This is a genomic window from Colwellia sp. PAMC 20917 (genome assembly GCF_001767295.1).
In the GTDB taxonomy this organism is placed as follows: Bacteria; Pseudomonadota; Gammaproteobacteria; order Enterobacterales; family Alteromonadaceae; genus Colwellia_A.
Genome location: NZ_CP014944.1, coordinates 2,794,753 through 2,809,407 on the forward strand (window position 1 = coordinate 2,794,753; position 14,655 = coordinate 2,809,407).

Consider the following 14,655-nt stretch of genomic DNA (forward strand, 5'->3'; position numbering starts at 1 on the left):
ACATGATAACAAATTAGAAGAATCCCGATGGGGCTATAGCTCAGCTGGGAGAGCGCCTGCCTTGCACGCAGGAGGTCTGCAGTTCGATCCTGCATAGCTCCACCATCCTATATTTATAATATAGGAGACCATTATGATTCTTCATTAAAGAAAAGACCAAATTAAGGTTTACTTTCGTCATACTGAACGTGTTTCAGTATCTGGTGAGTGAATATTAATTTGGTTTTTTAAACCACGTTTTTAACCGAATGCGCGTTAAGAATGAGTTCTTTAACAATCTGGAAAGCTGATATAAATAAGGTATTTATAAAGCAACTAACATTAGTAAGGGGTGTCGCGCTCATTACTTCTAAATAGTTTGCACATTTTATAAGTATCTACAAAAGCGATTAATAGTGAAAGCTATTAATCAACATTTGTTTGCTCTTACTCAGAGTAAACATCTTATTCAAGACACATTTATTTGTGCGTGAAAATGTCAGACTTTACAATTGCTGTGGATTAGTCTCCACGGTGTACTTCGTGTCGAAAGACTACTTAGGGTTGTATGGTTAAGTGACTAAGCGTATGTGGTGGATGCCTTGGCAGTTAGAGGCGATGAAGGACGTGTTAATCTGCGATAAGCATTGGTGAGGTGATAAAAACCGTTATAGCCAATGATTTCCGAATGGGGAAACCCACTGACATAAGTCAGTATCATTAAGTGAATACATAGCTTAATGAAGCGAACCAGGAGAACTGAAACATCTAAGTACCCTGAGGAAAAGAAATCAACCGAGATTTCGTTAGTAGCGGCGAGCGAACGCGAATCAGCCCTTAAGCTTATTGGGCGCTAGTGGAATGTACTGGAAAGTACAACGATACAGGGTGATAGTCCCGTACACAAAAGCAACCTTTGAGTGAAATCGAGTAGGACGGAGCACGTGAAACTTTGTCTGAATATGGGGGGACCATCCTCCAAGGCTAAATACTACTAACTGACCGATAGTGAACCAGTACCGTGAGGGAAAGGCGAAAAGAACCCCTGTGAGGGGAGTGAAATAGAACCTGAAACCGCATACGTACAAGCAGTGGAAGCCGGATTTAGTCCGGTGACTGCGTACCTTTTGTATAATGGGTCAGCGACTTATATTCTGTAGCAAGGTTAACCGATTAGGGGAGCCGTAGCGAAAGCGAGTGTTAACTGCGCGTTTAGTTGCAGGGTATAGACCCGAAACCCGGCGATCTACCCATGGGCAGGTTGAAGGTTGAGTAACATCAACTGGAGGACCGAACACACGTATGTTGAAAAATGCGGTGATGACTTGTGGGTCGGAGTGAAAGGCTAATCAAGCCGGGAGATAGCTGGTTCTCCCCGAAATCTATTTAGGTAGAGCCTCGCACGAACACCATTGGGGGTAGAGCACTGTTAAGGCTAGGGGGTCATCCCGACTTACCAACCCTTTGCAAACTCCGAATACCAATGAGTGATATGCGGGAGACACACTGCGGGTGCTAACGTCCGTTGTGAAGAGGGAAACAACCCAGACCGCCAGCTAAGGTCCCAAAGTACTAGTTAAGTGGGAAACGATGTGGAAAGGCATAGACAGCTAGGAGGTTGGCTTAGAAGCAGCCATCCTTTAAAGAAAGCGTAATAGCTCACTAGTCGAGTCGGTCTGCGCGGAAGATGTAACGGGGCTAAACTAGTCACCGAAGCTGCGGATTCATAGTTTACTATGAGTGGTAGGGGAGCGTTCTGTAAGCCGTTGAAGGTGAGTTGTAAAGCTTGCTGGAGGTATCAGAAGTGCGAATGCTGACATGAGTAACGATAAGGGGAGTGAAAAACTCCCCCGCCGAAAGACCAAGGTTTCCTGTCCCATGTTAATCAGGGCAGGGTAAGTCGGCCCCTAAGGCGAGGCGGAAACGCGTAGTCGATGGGAAACAGATTAATATTTCTGTACTTCTATATATTGCGAAGGAGGGACGGAGTAGGCTAAACAGGCACGGCGTTGGTAGTCCGTGTGAAAGTACGTAGGTGGTTGACTTAGGTAAATCCGGGTCTTCATTCAACACTGAGATACGAGACGAGACTCTACGGAGTTGAAGCTGTTGATGCCATGCTTCCAGGAAAAGCTTCTAAGCTTCAGATATATAGGAACCGTACCCCAAACCGACACAGGTGGTTAGGTAGAGAATACTAAGGCGCTTGAGAGAACTCGGGTGAAGGAACTAGGCAAAATAGTACCGTAACTTCGGGAGAAGGTACGCTACTCTCGGTTAAACCCTTGCGGTGTAAGCTAAGAGTAGTCGAAGTAACCAGGTGGCTGGAACTGTTTATTAAAAACACAGCACTGTGCAAAATCGAAAGATGACGTATACGGTGTGACGCCTGCCCGGTGCCGGAAGGTTAATTGATTCGGTTAGCGCAAGCGAAGCTGATGATCGAAGCCCCGGTAAACGGCGGCCGTAACTATAACGGTCCTAAGGTAGCGAAATTCCTTGTCGGGTAAGTTCCGACCTGCACGAATGGCGTAATCATGGCCACACTGTCTCCACCCGAGACTCAGTGAAATTGAATTTGCGGTTAAGATGCCGTATACCCGCGGCTAGACGGAAAGACCCCGTGAACCTTTACTATAGCTTGACAGTGAACATTGCTCCTACATGTGTAGGATAGGTGGGAGACTATGAAACTTTGTCGCCAGATGAAGTGGAGTCTACCTTGAAATACCACCCTTGTATGCGTGATGTTCTAACCTAGGGCCCTTATCGGGCTTGGGGACACTGTCTGGTGGGTAGTTTGACTGGGGCGGTCTCCTCCCAAAGAGTAACGGAGGAGCACGAAGGTTGGCTAAGTATGGTCGGACATCATACGGTTAGTGCAATGGCATAAGCCAGCTTAACTGCGAGACAGACACGTCGAGCAGGTACGAAAGTAGGTCATAGTGATCCGGTGGTTCTGTATGGAAGGGCCATCGCTCAACGGATAAAAGGTACTCCGGGGATAACAGGCTGATACCGCCCAAGAGTTCATATCGACGGCGGTGTTTGGCACCTCGATGTCGGCTCATCACATCCTGGGGCTGAAGTCGGTCCCAAGGGTATGGCTGTTCGCCATTTAAAGTGGTACGCGAGCTGGGTTTAGAACGTCGTGAGACAGTTCGGTCCCTATCTGCCGTGGGCGTTTGAGAATTGAAGAGGGCTGCTCCTAGTACGAGAGGACCGGAGTGGACGAACCGCTGGTGTTCGGGTTGTTATGCCAATAGCATTGCCCGGTAGCTACGTTCGGAACTGATAACCGCTGAAAGCATCTAAGCGGGAAGCAGGCTTTGAGATGAGTTCTCACTGGAGCTTTAAGCTCCCTAAAGGGTCGTTGGAGACTACAACGTTGATAGGTCAGGTGTGTAAGGACTGCGAGGTCTTGAGCTAACTGATACTAATTGCCCGTGAGGCTTAACCATACAACACCCAAGTAGTTTTACTGCGAAGTGTTTGTAGAAGACTGACATATATAGAATAACTTCACGCACTATAATGAATTGAATAAGAAAACGCTTTTATATTTATAGCTCTAGCGAGCAACAGCTTTCAAGATTGTAACCTTTTTGTCTAGCGACAATAGCACTGTGGCACCACCTGATCCCATTCCGAACTCAGAAGTGAAACGCAGTAGCGCCGATGGTAGTGTGGGAGTTCCCATGTGAGAGTAGGACATTGCTAGGCTTCTATTTAGAAAAACCCGTAGCTGATGCTACGGGTTTTTTGTTCCAAGGTTCTAATTTACTTTATATTTTAAACAGTATAAATTAAATTATATCTTTGATATTACAAGTTTTGTCTAGCGACAATAGCACTGTGGCACCACCTGATCCCATTCCGAACTCAGAAGTGAAACGCAGTAGCGCCGATGGTAGTGTGGGAGTTCCCATGTGAGAGTAGGACATTGCTAGGCTTCTAATTAAGAAAAACCCGTAGCTGATGCTACGGGTTTTTTGCTTTCTGACGTTTAAAAAAGACAGCATTTATACCGTAGAGCAGTAGCGTCAACGGTAGTGTGACTCATGTTCGACATGCCCATGTGAGAGTAGGACATTGCTAGGCTCCTATTTAGGTCGCTCTTTGCCATCCTTGGCAACGCGACATTAGTATATCCCTACACGTCAGAAACCCGATCCGAAAGAGTCGGGTTTTTTGCTTTCTGGCGTTTGAAAATACACCATTTATAACAATTGGGTAGTAGCGTCAACGGTAGTGTGACTCATGTTCGACATGCCCATGTGAGAGTAGGACATTGCTAGGCTCCTATTTAGGTCGCTCTTTGCCATCCTTGGCAACGCGACATTAGTATATCCCTACACTTCAGAAACCCGATTCGAAAGAGTCGGGTTTTTTGCTTTCTGTCGTTTGAAAATAGACCATTTATAACAATTGGGTAGTAGCGCCAACAGTAGTGTGACTTATGTTCGACAGGCCCATGTGAGAGGAGGATTTTTTGATGTTTGTTATATGATAAACCTATATCTTTTATTAGCTTAATAGTTACAATATTGAAAAAGTTCTAATAGGTCAGATTAATGCGCTACTTAATATATATATTTTCCTCTGTATTACTGTTTACATTTCAAGTGAATGCTTATGAATTCGTCCTTGAAAAATCACCAAGTATTAATAAACTTGTAGATTTTAAAACAAGTGACTTATGTCAAGTTACTGAAAATACATTGGATTATATACAAAAGGTTCCTAGTGATAAGTTTGCAGTACACCCAGGGACAGTATTTAATAATAAAATTAGTATGCAAGATATTGAACACACATTGGCGTTTATCTGTACAACTTATCGTGAGGACGTTCGAGCAAAACGACAGAGTCGCCTACACGATATAGCATTTGTAAAAGAGAATTTTAATTTTTTTCGTTGGCTCCCTGATACTCAGACAGCACAACTCATTGCAGATAAAAGTACCAATGAAGTTAAAAGTCGATTATTAAATAGTATTCCTAAAGATAAAATTTTTCTTACTAAATATTATACGAAACTATTAGATGCCAGTACCGTTAAAACCACTAAATATAATCAAGCTTTGTATGCCTTACCGACTGATGAGGAAGGTCTTTCATTAGAGCAAGCTGAAAACCAGAAACAGCAATTGATAAGGTATAGGTATACCCGACAAGATATTATGGCAGGAGCCTTATTAACAAATACAGCGGTTAAACCTCTAATTTGGTTATCTGAAGAAGCATTACATGATGTTTTATTACAAGGCACTGGCGTGGTAAATGTCGATGGAAATGTTCGTTACTTTAATGTTCACCGTAATAACGGCATAGCTTATGATTATGCATTAGGAAAACGAGAGCAAGCAAGATATTGGTATTTTATTGAGGTCCCTAGCATTATGGGCTATGGCCAAAAACAAGAGGATAAGATAGCGTTAAAATCTCAAGTAACCTTTGCTGGCAATGTAAAGCAGCTAGGGTTAGGTAAACTCTTTATGGTTAGCTATGACCGTAATAATGAAAATATATCACGGATTGGAGTCCTAGCTGATCAAGGTGGAGCCTTCGATGATAATTTATTCCAATTAGATATGTTAGTAGATAGCTATAAAGGTTGGAGTGATTATCACCAAGCTAATAAGCATTTACCCGACTACGCTCAGGCTTGGTTAATGTTACTAAAGTAAATAAAGGCTTATACGTCACAAAAATTGCATCAGCGAATCTTTTATCTAAAATGCTTGCTGTTATATCTTCAGGTTTAGCTTTTACATTAGGGGTAGGCTGGCTGTCTAAAGGGAGATGAATATTTACTTTCTTTCTTTTAAGCTTATATTGATTTTTAAGTAAACTGCACGGCGAAAACATAAAGTGTATTACAAACATAGACATTTCGATGTTACCAATTATAGGATCTCTGAAGTATCTAGTTTAAATCTTGATCTATATCAAACACAAACGAAAGACTTAATGATAATCGTTTGCATTACGCTTTGTTCATGTGTATTATCGCTTTAATTATAAAAAACTCTCTCTACAAACTTTAACGGACATGAACCCATGATGAAGAAAACCTTAATTGCTTCTGCACTTGTTGGCTTATTTGCTAGCACGGCTGTTATTGCAAATGACGATACAGAGGAATTACGTAAAGTTATTGCCCAGCAACAAGAAGTATTAAAGAACTTAGAACAACGTTTAGATCAAACAGAACAGCGCTTAGAAGCAACTGCTGACCAAGTTGAGTCAAGTACAACTGCTAGCCCATTTGCCAAAACAACCATTGGTGGCTACGGTGAATTACATTATAACAACTATAAAGATACCGACGCGAAAGTTGACTTTCATCGCTTCGTACTATTCTTTGGTCATGAGTTCACCAATAAACTTCGCTTTTTCTCTGAATTCGAATTAGAGCATAGCATTGCTGGTGAAGGAAAAAATGGCGAAGTTGAGCTAGAACAAGCTTACGTAGAGTATGATTATAGCGATACTATTACCACCAAAACAGGTTTGTTTTTGGTTCCTGTTGGCATCATAAACGAAACTCACGAGCCACCAACATTTTATGGTGTTGAACGTAACGGTGTTGAAAAGAATATTATTCCAGCTACGTGGTGGGAAGCCGGTGTTGCAGCTAACTTTAAGTTGGCACCAGGTATAGCTGTTGATACCGCTATAACGAGTGGTTTAAACGTTGGAAATGATTACAAAATTAGAGGCGGACGTCAAAAAGTTTCTAACGCTTCGGCTGAAAACTTAGCCTACACGGGGCGTATAAAATATACAGCTATTCCTGGCTTAGAGTTAGCGGCAACAGTTCAGTTTCAAACGGATTTGGCACAAAGTGCTGCTGGTGTTGATAAAGCTGCTGCAACATTAATTCAAGCCCATGCTATTTACCAAGTTAATAACTTCACTGTTCGTGCATTATATGCCGCTTGGAATATTTACGGTAAAGAAGCCAAAGCATTAGGTCGAGATGAGCAAACAGGTTGGTATGTTGAACCTTCATATATGTTTAATGAAAAAATGGGCGCTTTTGCCCGCTATGCTGAATATAACAATGAAGCAGGAGCTAGTTCTTCTGATGCTGTTGAATCAACCAGCGTAGGTATCAATTATTATTTACATGAAAACGTTGTACTAAAAGCTGATTTTGAAGAATTAAGTGGTTCAAAAGACTCGCAAGGCTTTAACTTAGGTTTTGGCTACCAGTTTTAATTTGATTTACTTATCGCAAACTTGCGTTAGGTTATAATTCACATGGAAGTGAATGAGCATTATTTGCTCATTCACTTTTGTGTTTTAACAACTTTATTTATCATCAAGGGTGACATGTGGTTAAAATTATATTCACTTTCTTAGTTATACTTAGTTTGCAAACACCAGCGGTTGCGAATGGTATTTATCAAACATCTAAGCAGTTTATTAGCAGTTCTTTTAATGGAGAATCACCAAAATCTAAAGCGCTATGGTTGTCAAATGACGATAAAGTGGTAATTAGTGATATTATGAGCCATGAATATAACCGTTTACGCGTAAGGTATTGGCAGCAAGAAAATGCAACGGTTTGGGTGCTTGAAGAAATAGGTAAAGAACAACCTATTACAATTGGTGTTCATATTAAAGACGAGCAGGTAGTTGACCTTAAAGTCCTTGTTTATCGAGAGTCCCGTGGTGATGAAGTTCGACATGACTTTTTCACAAATCAGTTTAAGTCAGCCTCACTGACTAAAGAAAACATGCTTAATCAACATATTGATGGTATAACAGGCGCAACCATGTCGGTACGCGCGCTAACTAAAGTTGCACGTTTGGCGTTGTGGTTAAATAAAAAGGTAAAAGTTTAATTTTCCCGGTAATAAGTTTATTTAGATAGGTCTAACGTATCCCAATGATAAATAAAAAATCAGCATACTTAATTCGTAATCGTTTTGTTCGTCATCTGCGAAAATGGCATCGTCAACTGGGTATATTTGCTGCATTCTTCCTGATTTTTCTTTCTATTTCCGGTATCGCTTTAAACCACACCTCATTTTTTTCTTTGTCAGATAAATCAATCACTAGCTCGATGCTACTTAATCATTATGGAATTAAACCCCCTAGTGATATTCGTTTTTATCAACAAAAAGAATGGTTAGTCACTGACCAGCTTATCTGGTTAAACGATCAAGTGGTTTTTCAAAGTGATACGCCTGTTATTGGTATTAGTCGCTTTCAATCATATCTATTGTTGGTTACTACAAAGCAAGTTGTTATTTTTACTGACGAAGGGCAGATTATTGATAAAATCGACAGTTCTAGTGATTTACCTACGCCTATTTCAGCATTTAGCATTATTGGTGATCAGCTTGTTTTAAATACACCAGAGGGTTATTTTAAAGGCGATAGTGATTTATTTGAATGGCAAAAGATCACTACACTGATTGAACCGTCATGGGTGGAAAGTGCTTCTGCGACAGAAAATGAGTTGGTTGTGGCGAACAAAAAATTCCAATCGCAATTTCTAAACTGGGAAAGAGTAATACTTGATGCTCACTCTGGCCGATTATTTGGTAACTTAGGTGTTTGGTTTATGGATATTGTTGCTTTGATGCTTATCTTACTATCAGTGAGTGGTATTTATATTTGGCTAAAGTTTACTTATAAAAAACGTTAATATTACCATTAGCAAGTGTTCAACCCCAGACCTTTAACGCTAATTAAGGTCTGGTCTATTTATAAATAGCTGAGCCTACTTAGCTATTGTTGAGTAAGTATTCTTTACTCTGTCGACTGAAGTAAAGCTTCTAACTCTTGTTGATACTTTTCTTTTTTACTTTCTGAAAAGCCAACATGAGTACTAACCACTTTTCCTGAACGGTCAATGATGTAGCTGCTAGGCATGCCTTTTAATTTAAACTTACGGGCAACTTTGCCTTTAGGGTCATAAAAAACGGTGAAATTAGCTGGAACTTCTGCCAAAAACTCATCTGCTAATGCTTTATTGTTATCAACGTTAACACTGATAATAGTTAAGCCTTGCTGTTTATATTGCGCTTGTATTTCGTTCATCCACGGGAAGGACTTTCGACAAGGACCACACCAAGATGCCCAAAAATCTAAATAGATCACTTGTCCTTTGTGATCAGCAATTAATTTATCAAAATTTTGTAATACGTTTTCCTGTGCTATTGGCTGGGCAAAACTTACCGTTGTAAAACAAAAACTGGTCAGGACAGAGAATAACAATGGAATTAATTTTCTAGTGCTCATAGTATTTTACTTTGCAGAGTTTTTCTTATTAGAACACGGATATTTAACGAGGTGAAGTGTGATAGTTATAAAACGATAATTGTATTTTTAATGATGAGTAAGGTAAATTGCACGCAATACTTTATCTTTTAGACAGACTTATGAAAATACTTTTACAGATCAGCTCCTTGTTCATTGCTTTAATTTTACCATTGAGCATAGCGAATGCTTCAGCAGATAAAACACCCGAGCAACTTGAGCATGACAAATGGCTAAAGTTACGTTTTAGCGCTCAACATGAACGCTTAATACCGGTAGTTGCCGTTGCAGATATGTTTTTTGCTTGTGACCAAGCTAAAAATAGCGGTAATGCTAATTATCAAGTAAAGGAGCTTGTTGAAGATATGGACCGTAATTTACTGGCTGAAAAATTAACGGCTTGTTTAGCGGGAGCAACAACACAGTCTGATACTGCCTTGAATTATGGTTTGCATGGCTGTTTTTCTGAGCAATTATCAAGTTTACCACCGCAGCAGAAGTTAGAAAGAATGGCGGTGGTAACGGCAAGTATTTCAACGTTAAGCCGAGAAGAAAGGCAAAAAAGCTTTACTCGTTGTGTTACCGATCAAAGTATTAGCTATTTAAAGTAATTGCAGAGCAATCAGTTAAAGCTAAAAGCACAAAGTTAAGTGCCTCCTACTTAATTCAATAAGTTAGCCGGTGAAAACTGGTCAGTTAATAACTTAGTCTTTTCTGGCCAGTCTTGCTCGACACTAATTGGTGTCATTTGTTGGCTTATCTTTAATAAATCAATATTGAAAGGTGTTAAACGTGTTTGTAATTTTTTTGCTCGCTGATTAATTAATTCAACACTGGGCAGTTGTCCTTTGGCGGCTAAGATAATGCGATTACTATTTTTATAGTTTCGTACATTATAAAAATCGCCAAATACTGCTTTATAGGTAGCTGATTCATGTGCATATAAATCACTGACTGAAAAAGTATTAGCGCTTAATACACCTTCGGGGCTAAGTAAATCTTTAGCTTCTTGTAAAAACTCTTGCGTTAATAAGTGCTCAGGAATGTAATCACCGTTAAACGCATCAAGAATTATCCAATCGTATTGTTGTTTTCTGATCAACGCGCGTTTAATAAAAATTCTACCATCTTGTATTATCGATGAAACAGCTTGGTTTTCGAGAAAACCAAAATATTGCCGAGCAACTTTTACAACCGCAGGGTCTATTTCAACATTGGTGATTTTACTCGTTGGGTAGAGTTCTTGAAGGACGTTTGACATAGTTCCGCCACCTAAACCAACAATAAGAATACTTTTAGGCTGCTCAATTAATAGCAAACCGGAAAAGAGTAGTTTTGTATAATTAAAGACTAAACGTTGAGGGGCAGTTTTATAAAAGCAGCTTTGATTCGTTTTAGTTGTTTTCACATTGAATTTCAAACAACGTAAATCACCTTGATCATCAACCAATATATTTCGATATAATGAACGTTCTTGGTGAACGACTTCCGCGCTTGTACTATTAACAAATAGGCAACTCAGGATAAAAATAGTTAACATCGAATAATTAAGCTTACTCATTTATAACACCTACTGTATTAAAGCTAACAGATTTCACCGATTTATTTAAGACAATAGCAATAAGTCCCAATAACGCTAATATCGAACTAAACACCATAATAATACTGTTCACTTCAAAAAATAACACCAGATAAAATGAAGTAAGAATAGTACCTAATGCACTACCTAGTGTGGAAACAAAATATAGTTTTCCAGCGATTTGACCGCTCTTATCTCGGTCAGTTACTAATAAGCGGACCGAGTAAGGGGAGATCATCCCTAAAATAATCGTAGGTATAAAGAAGAGCGCTGTACAGGCGAGTAAAGAGCCATAGCGAGAATCTTCAACATTTAAAAAGATGACTTCCATTATTGTTGTTGACCATAAGGCAACGGGCAAAATGGTAATGCCTGCTAATACAAAGATAAAACCATATTTTTTCAAAGAAGCATTTTTTGTCGACAGCTTACCACCAGCCAAATAGCCAAACGATAAACTCAGCATAAACACGGTAATTATACTGCCCCAAATATGCACACTACTGCCAAAAAAAGGAGCAAGTATTCTGCCACCTAATAGTTCAATGCCCATTATGCAAAAACCGCTACAAAAAGCGAGTAGGTAAATGAATGGGTTTTGCCATGATGGCTGGGGTTGGGTATCCGTCATTTAGGGTATCAGTAATATTGTCTATTAAGTAAAGCTATCTTAACGACAAAAGGCGCGATATACCAAGCCAATTTGATAGGTAGCCGTTCGACCTGAATTTCAGTTGCACCCTGAAAATTCAAGTTAAACGGAGATACACGCCTTTTGGGTTTGTTAAGGCTTATTTACGCTTTTTAGCTGCTTGCTTCTCGAGTAAAGGTTTTAAGAACCTCGCGGTATGTGATGTCTTGTGTTTAGCAACCTGTTCAGGTGTACCAGAAACCAATATTTCACCACCACCAGAGCCACCTTCAGGGCCTAAATCAATAATCCAATCGGCTGTTTTTATTACGTCTAAGTTATGCTCTATAACAACAACAGTATTGCCATGGTCACGCAAACGATGGATAACATGCATCAGTTGTTTGATGTCGTGAAAATGCAAACCTGTGGTTGGTTCATCAAGAATATAGAGGGTCTTACCAGTATCACGTTTGGATAGCTCTTTTGATAATTTAACCCGTTGTGCCTCACCACCTGAAAGGGTCGTGGCAGACTGACCTAATTTAATATAACTTAAACCAACATCCATTAACGTTTGTAATTTACGATTAATAGCTGGGATGGGTGCAAAAAAAGTTAAAGCGTCTTCGATTGTCATATCAAGCACTTCATGAATGCTCTTGCCTTTATATTTTACTTCTAATGTTTCACGATTATAACGTTTTGAATTACACGCATCACAAGGAACATAAACGTCAGGTAAGAAATGCATTTCAACTTTGATTAATCCATCGCCTTGGCAAGCTTCACAACGCCCGCCTTTTACATTAAAGCTAAAGCGTCCGGGTTTATACCCTCTTGAACGTGACTCTTGAGTCGCAGCAAAAATTTCACGAATAGCGGTAAATATACCCGTATAGGTTGCAGGGTTTGAGCGTGGTGTTCTCCCTATCGGGCTTTGGTCAATATCGATAACTTTATCAAGTAAATCTAAACCAATAATTTCTTTATACGGTGCCGGTTCTTGTGTCGTCGCACCATTTAAAGCAATGTGAGCAAGTTTAAATAGGGTATCGTTAATCAAGGTCGACTTGCCTGAACCTGAAACACCGGTTACACAGGTCATAAGACCATTGGGTATAACTAAATCAACATTCTTTAAATTATTACCGGTTGCGCCTTTTAGTTCAACGACATTGTTTTTATCAAAAGGTACACGAACCTTAGGTATCTCAATACCTTCTCGTCCTGAAAGGTACTTACCCGTTAGTGAATTTTCACAGGCTAAAATATCATTTACATCACCTTGAGCAATAATTTCACCACCATGAACACCGGCTCCAGGGCCAATATCAATAACATAATCGGCGGCTCTGATGGCGTCTTCGTCATGCTCAACCACGATCACGGTATTGCCTAAATCACGTAAATGGATCAAGGTTTTTAATAAACGTTCGTTATCGCGTTGATGTAACCCAATTGATGGTTCGTCTAATACATACATTACGCCAACTAAACCAGCACCTATTTGGCTTGCTAAACGAATACGTTGTGCTTCACCGCCTGATAAGGTGCCAGCAGCGCGTGATAAATTGAGGTAATTTAAGCCAACATTAACTAAGAAGCCTAAACGTTCACACACTTCTTTAAGAATTTTTTCTGCAATTTGTGCTTTCTGACCTGATAAATTTAAGTTTTCGAAAAAGGCTAAGGCGTCAGAAATAGCAAGCTCGGCAATATCAGTTAATGGTGTATCAGCAATAAAAACATTACGCGCTTCAAGGCGTAAACGACTGCCATTACAATCTGGGCAATGTTGGCTATTTAAGTATTTTGATAATTCGTCACGAACGGCATTAGATTCTGTTTCACGGAATCGTCGTTCCATATTATTAATTATGCCTTCAAACGGGTGCTTACGAATAACAACATCACCACGGTCGTTCATATATTTGAATTCAATCTCTTGTTTACCACTACCACGAAGTATTAAATCTTGGTCACTCTTGGATAACTTTTCAAAAGGTTTATCAAGGGCAAATTTATAATGATCAGACAGTGCTTGTAGCATTTGAAAATAGTAAAAATTACGTTTATCCCAGCCACGTATTGCACCGCCCGCCAAACTCAATTCAGGGTTAGTAATAACACGAGCAGAGTCAAAAAACTGTTGATTACCCAAACCATCACAGGTTTTACAGGCACCTGCTGGATTATTGAATGAGAATAAGCGCGGCTCAAGCTCTTGCATGCTATAACCACACTTTGAACAAGCAAAATTAGCTGAAAAGACTAATTCTTCTCGATCAGGTTCATCCATAAAGGCAACTTTAGCGGTACCCGCGGTTAAACTTAATGCGGTTTCAAAAGATTCGGATAAGCGAAGTTGAATATCGTCTCTTACTTTTAAGCGGTCAACAACCACTTCAATCGTATGTTTTTTGTGAAGTTCTAATGTTGGAGGATCAGATAAGTCACAAACCTCGCCATCTATCCTAGCTCGAATATAACCCTGAGATGCGAGGTTCTCGAGTAATTTAACATGCTCACCCTTTCGGCCTTGTAATACAGGTGCAAGCACCATGACTTTAGTACCTTCTTCAAGCGCTAAAACCTTATCGACCATTTGTGAATTTGTTTGTGCTGCTAAAGGCTGATGATGGGTCGGGCAACGTGGTTCGCCAACACGGGCATAAAGTAGTCGTAAGTAATCGTAAATTTCGGTAATAGTACCCACAGTAGAGCGTGGATTATGCGACGTTGATTTTTGTTCAATAGAAATTGCCGGCGATAAGCCTTCTATGTGATCGACATCAGGCTTTTCCATCATCGATAAAAATTGACGAGCATAAGCCGAAAGTGACTCGACATAGCGTCGCTGACCTTCTGCATATAAAGTATCAAAAGCGAGTGAAGATTTACCTGAACCCGAAAGCCCAGTAATAACGACTAATTTTTCTCTAGGAATATCTAAGCTGATGTTTTTAAGGTTATGCGTTCTAGCGCCACGTACTTCAATGTTTTTCATAAATATCCACTCTAATAAGTTTCTCTGAATGTGCACAAACTCAATAGATTCGCGATCGCTATTTTACGTAAAGTTTGAACCAAGTATTATTGCATAATTACTCGGCAATAATCAGTAATAATCTCTGTTTTTGTTCAGGACTTTGTCGTGCTACTATAGCGCGAATTTTCGCTTTTT

Annotated in this window: 9 protein-coding genes, 1 tRNA gene and 3 rRNA genes; 9 read left to right on the forward strand and 4 right to left on the reverse strand. The window is 39.9% G+C overall.

All coding sequences use genetic code 11. From position 1 onward, the window contains the following. Positions 1 to 29: 29 nt before the first annotated feature. From A3Q34_RS12045 to A3Q34_RS12080, 8 genes are all read left to right on the forward strand, one after another. Positions 30 to 105: transfer RNA gene (locus A3Q34_RS12045), tRNA-Ala, on the forward strand. Between the two features lie 444 nt (positions 106 to 549). Beyond that, positions 550 to 3,440, forward strand: a 23S ribosomal RNA gene (locus A3Q34_RS12050). A gap of 147 nt (positions 3,441 to 3,587) precedes the next feature. Next, a 5S ribosomal RNA gene (gene rrf, locus A3Q34_RS12055) occupies positions 3,588 to 3,702 on the forward strand. A 114-nt stretch (positions 3,703 to 3,816) separates the two neighbouring features. Next, positions 3,817 to 3,931, forward strand: a 5S ribosomal RNA gene (gene rrf, locus A3Q34_RS12060). A 622-nt stretch (positions 3,932 to 4,553) separates the two neighbouring features. Further along, on the forward strand, positions 4,554 to 5,669 hold the full coding sequence (locus A3Q34_RS12065) for an MltA domain-containing protein (protein WP_070375588.1): 1,116 nt from the start codon (positions 4,554 to 4,556) through the stop codon (positions 5,667 to 5,669). Positions 5,670 to 6,045: 376 nt separating this feature from the next. Continuing rightward, positions 6,046 to 7,206, forward strand: a complete 1,161-nt coding sequence (locus A3Q34_RS12070) for a porin (RefSeq protein WP_070377134.1) — start codon at positions 6,046 to 6,048, stop codon at positions 7,204 to 7,206. Positions 7,207 to 7,322: 116 nt separating this feature from the next. Next, positions 7,323 to 7,835, forward strand: coding sequence for an FMN-binding protein (locus A3Q34_RS12075; RefSeq protein WP_070375589.1), 513 nt, complete (start codon positions 7,323 to 7,325; stop codon positions 7,833 to 7,835). A 44-nt stretch (positions 7,836 to 7,879) separates the two neighbouring features. Next, the gene (locus A3Q34_RS12080; RefSeq protein WP_070375590.1) at positions 7,880 to 8,644 is read left to right on the forward strand and encodes a PepSY-associated TM helix domain-containing protein; all 765 of its coding nucleotides are present in this window, start codon (positions 7,880 to 7,882) and stop codon (positions 8,642 to 8,644) included. A gap of 104 nt (positions 8,645 to 8,748) precedes the next feature. On the opposite strand, the gene A3Q34_RS12085 is transcribed toward A3Q34_RS12080, so the two are convergent. Then, a complete protein-coding gene (locus tag A3Q34_RS12085; RefSeq protein WP_083277994.1) occupies positions 8,749 to 9,240 on the reverse strand; it encodes a TlpA family protein disulfide reductase in 492 nt (163 codons plus the stop codon). A gap of 140 nt (positions 9,241 to 9,380) precedes the next feature. Between A3Q34_RS12085 and A3Q34_RS12090 the strand changes: the two genes are divergently transcribed. After that, positions 9,381 to 9,869 carry a hypothetical protein gene (locus tag A3Q34_RS12090; protein ID WP_070375591.1) on the forward strand — a complete coding sequence of 163 codons (489 nt, stop codon included), beginning with the start codon at positions 9,381 to 9,383 and terminating at the stop codon, positions 9,867 to 9,869. A gap of 50 nt (positions 9,870 to 9,919) precedes the next feature. Here the strand turns inward: A3Q34_RS12090 and A3Q34_RS12095 are convergent, their stop codons facing one another. From A3Q34_RS12095 to uvrA, 3 genes are all read right to left on the reverse strand, one after another. Then, positions 9,920 to 10,819: a fused MFS/spermidine synthase gene (locus tag A3Q34_RS12095; RefSeq protein ID WP_157470966.1), complete on the reverse strand. Its 900-nt coding sequence runs from the start codon at positions 10,817 to 10,819 to the stop codon at positions 9,920 to 9,922. After that, positions 10,812 to 11,468 carry a fused MFS/spermidine synthase gene (locus A3Q34_RS12100; protein ID WP_070375592.1) on the reverse strand — a complete coding sequence of 219 codons (657 nt, stop codon included), beginning with the start codon at positions 11,466 to 11,468 and terminating at the stop codon, positions 10,812 to 10,814. Before A3Q34_RS12100 ends, A3Q34_RS12095 begins: the two co-directional genes overlap by 8 nt. Positions 11,469 to 11,628: 160 nt before the next feature. Next, on the reverse strand, positions 11,629 to 14,478 hold the full coding sequence (gene uvrA / locus A3Q34_RS12105; RefSeq protein WP_070375593.1) for an excinuclease ABC subunit UvrA: 2,850 nt from the start codon (positions 14,476 to 14,478) through the stop codon (positions 11,629 to 11,631). Positions 14,479 to 14,655: the final 177 nt, after the last annotated feature.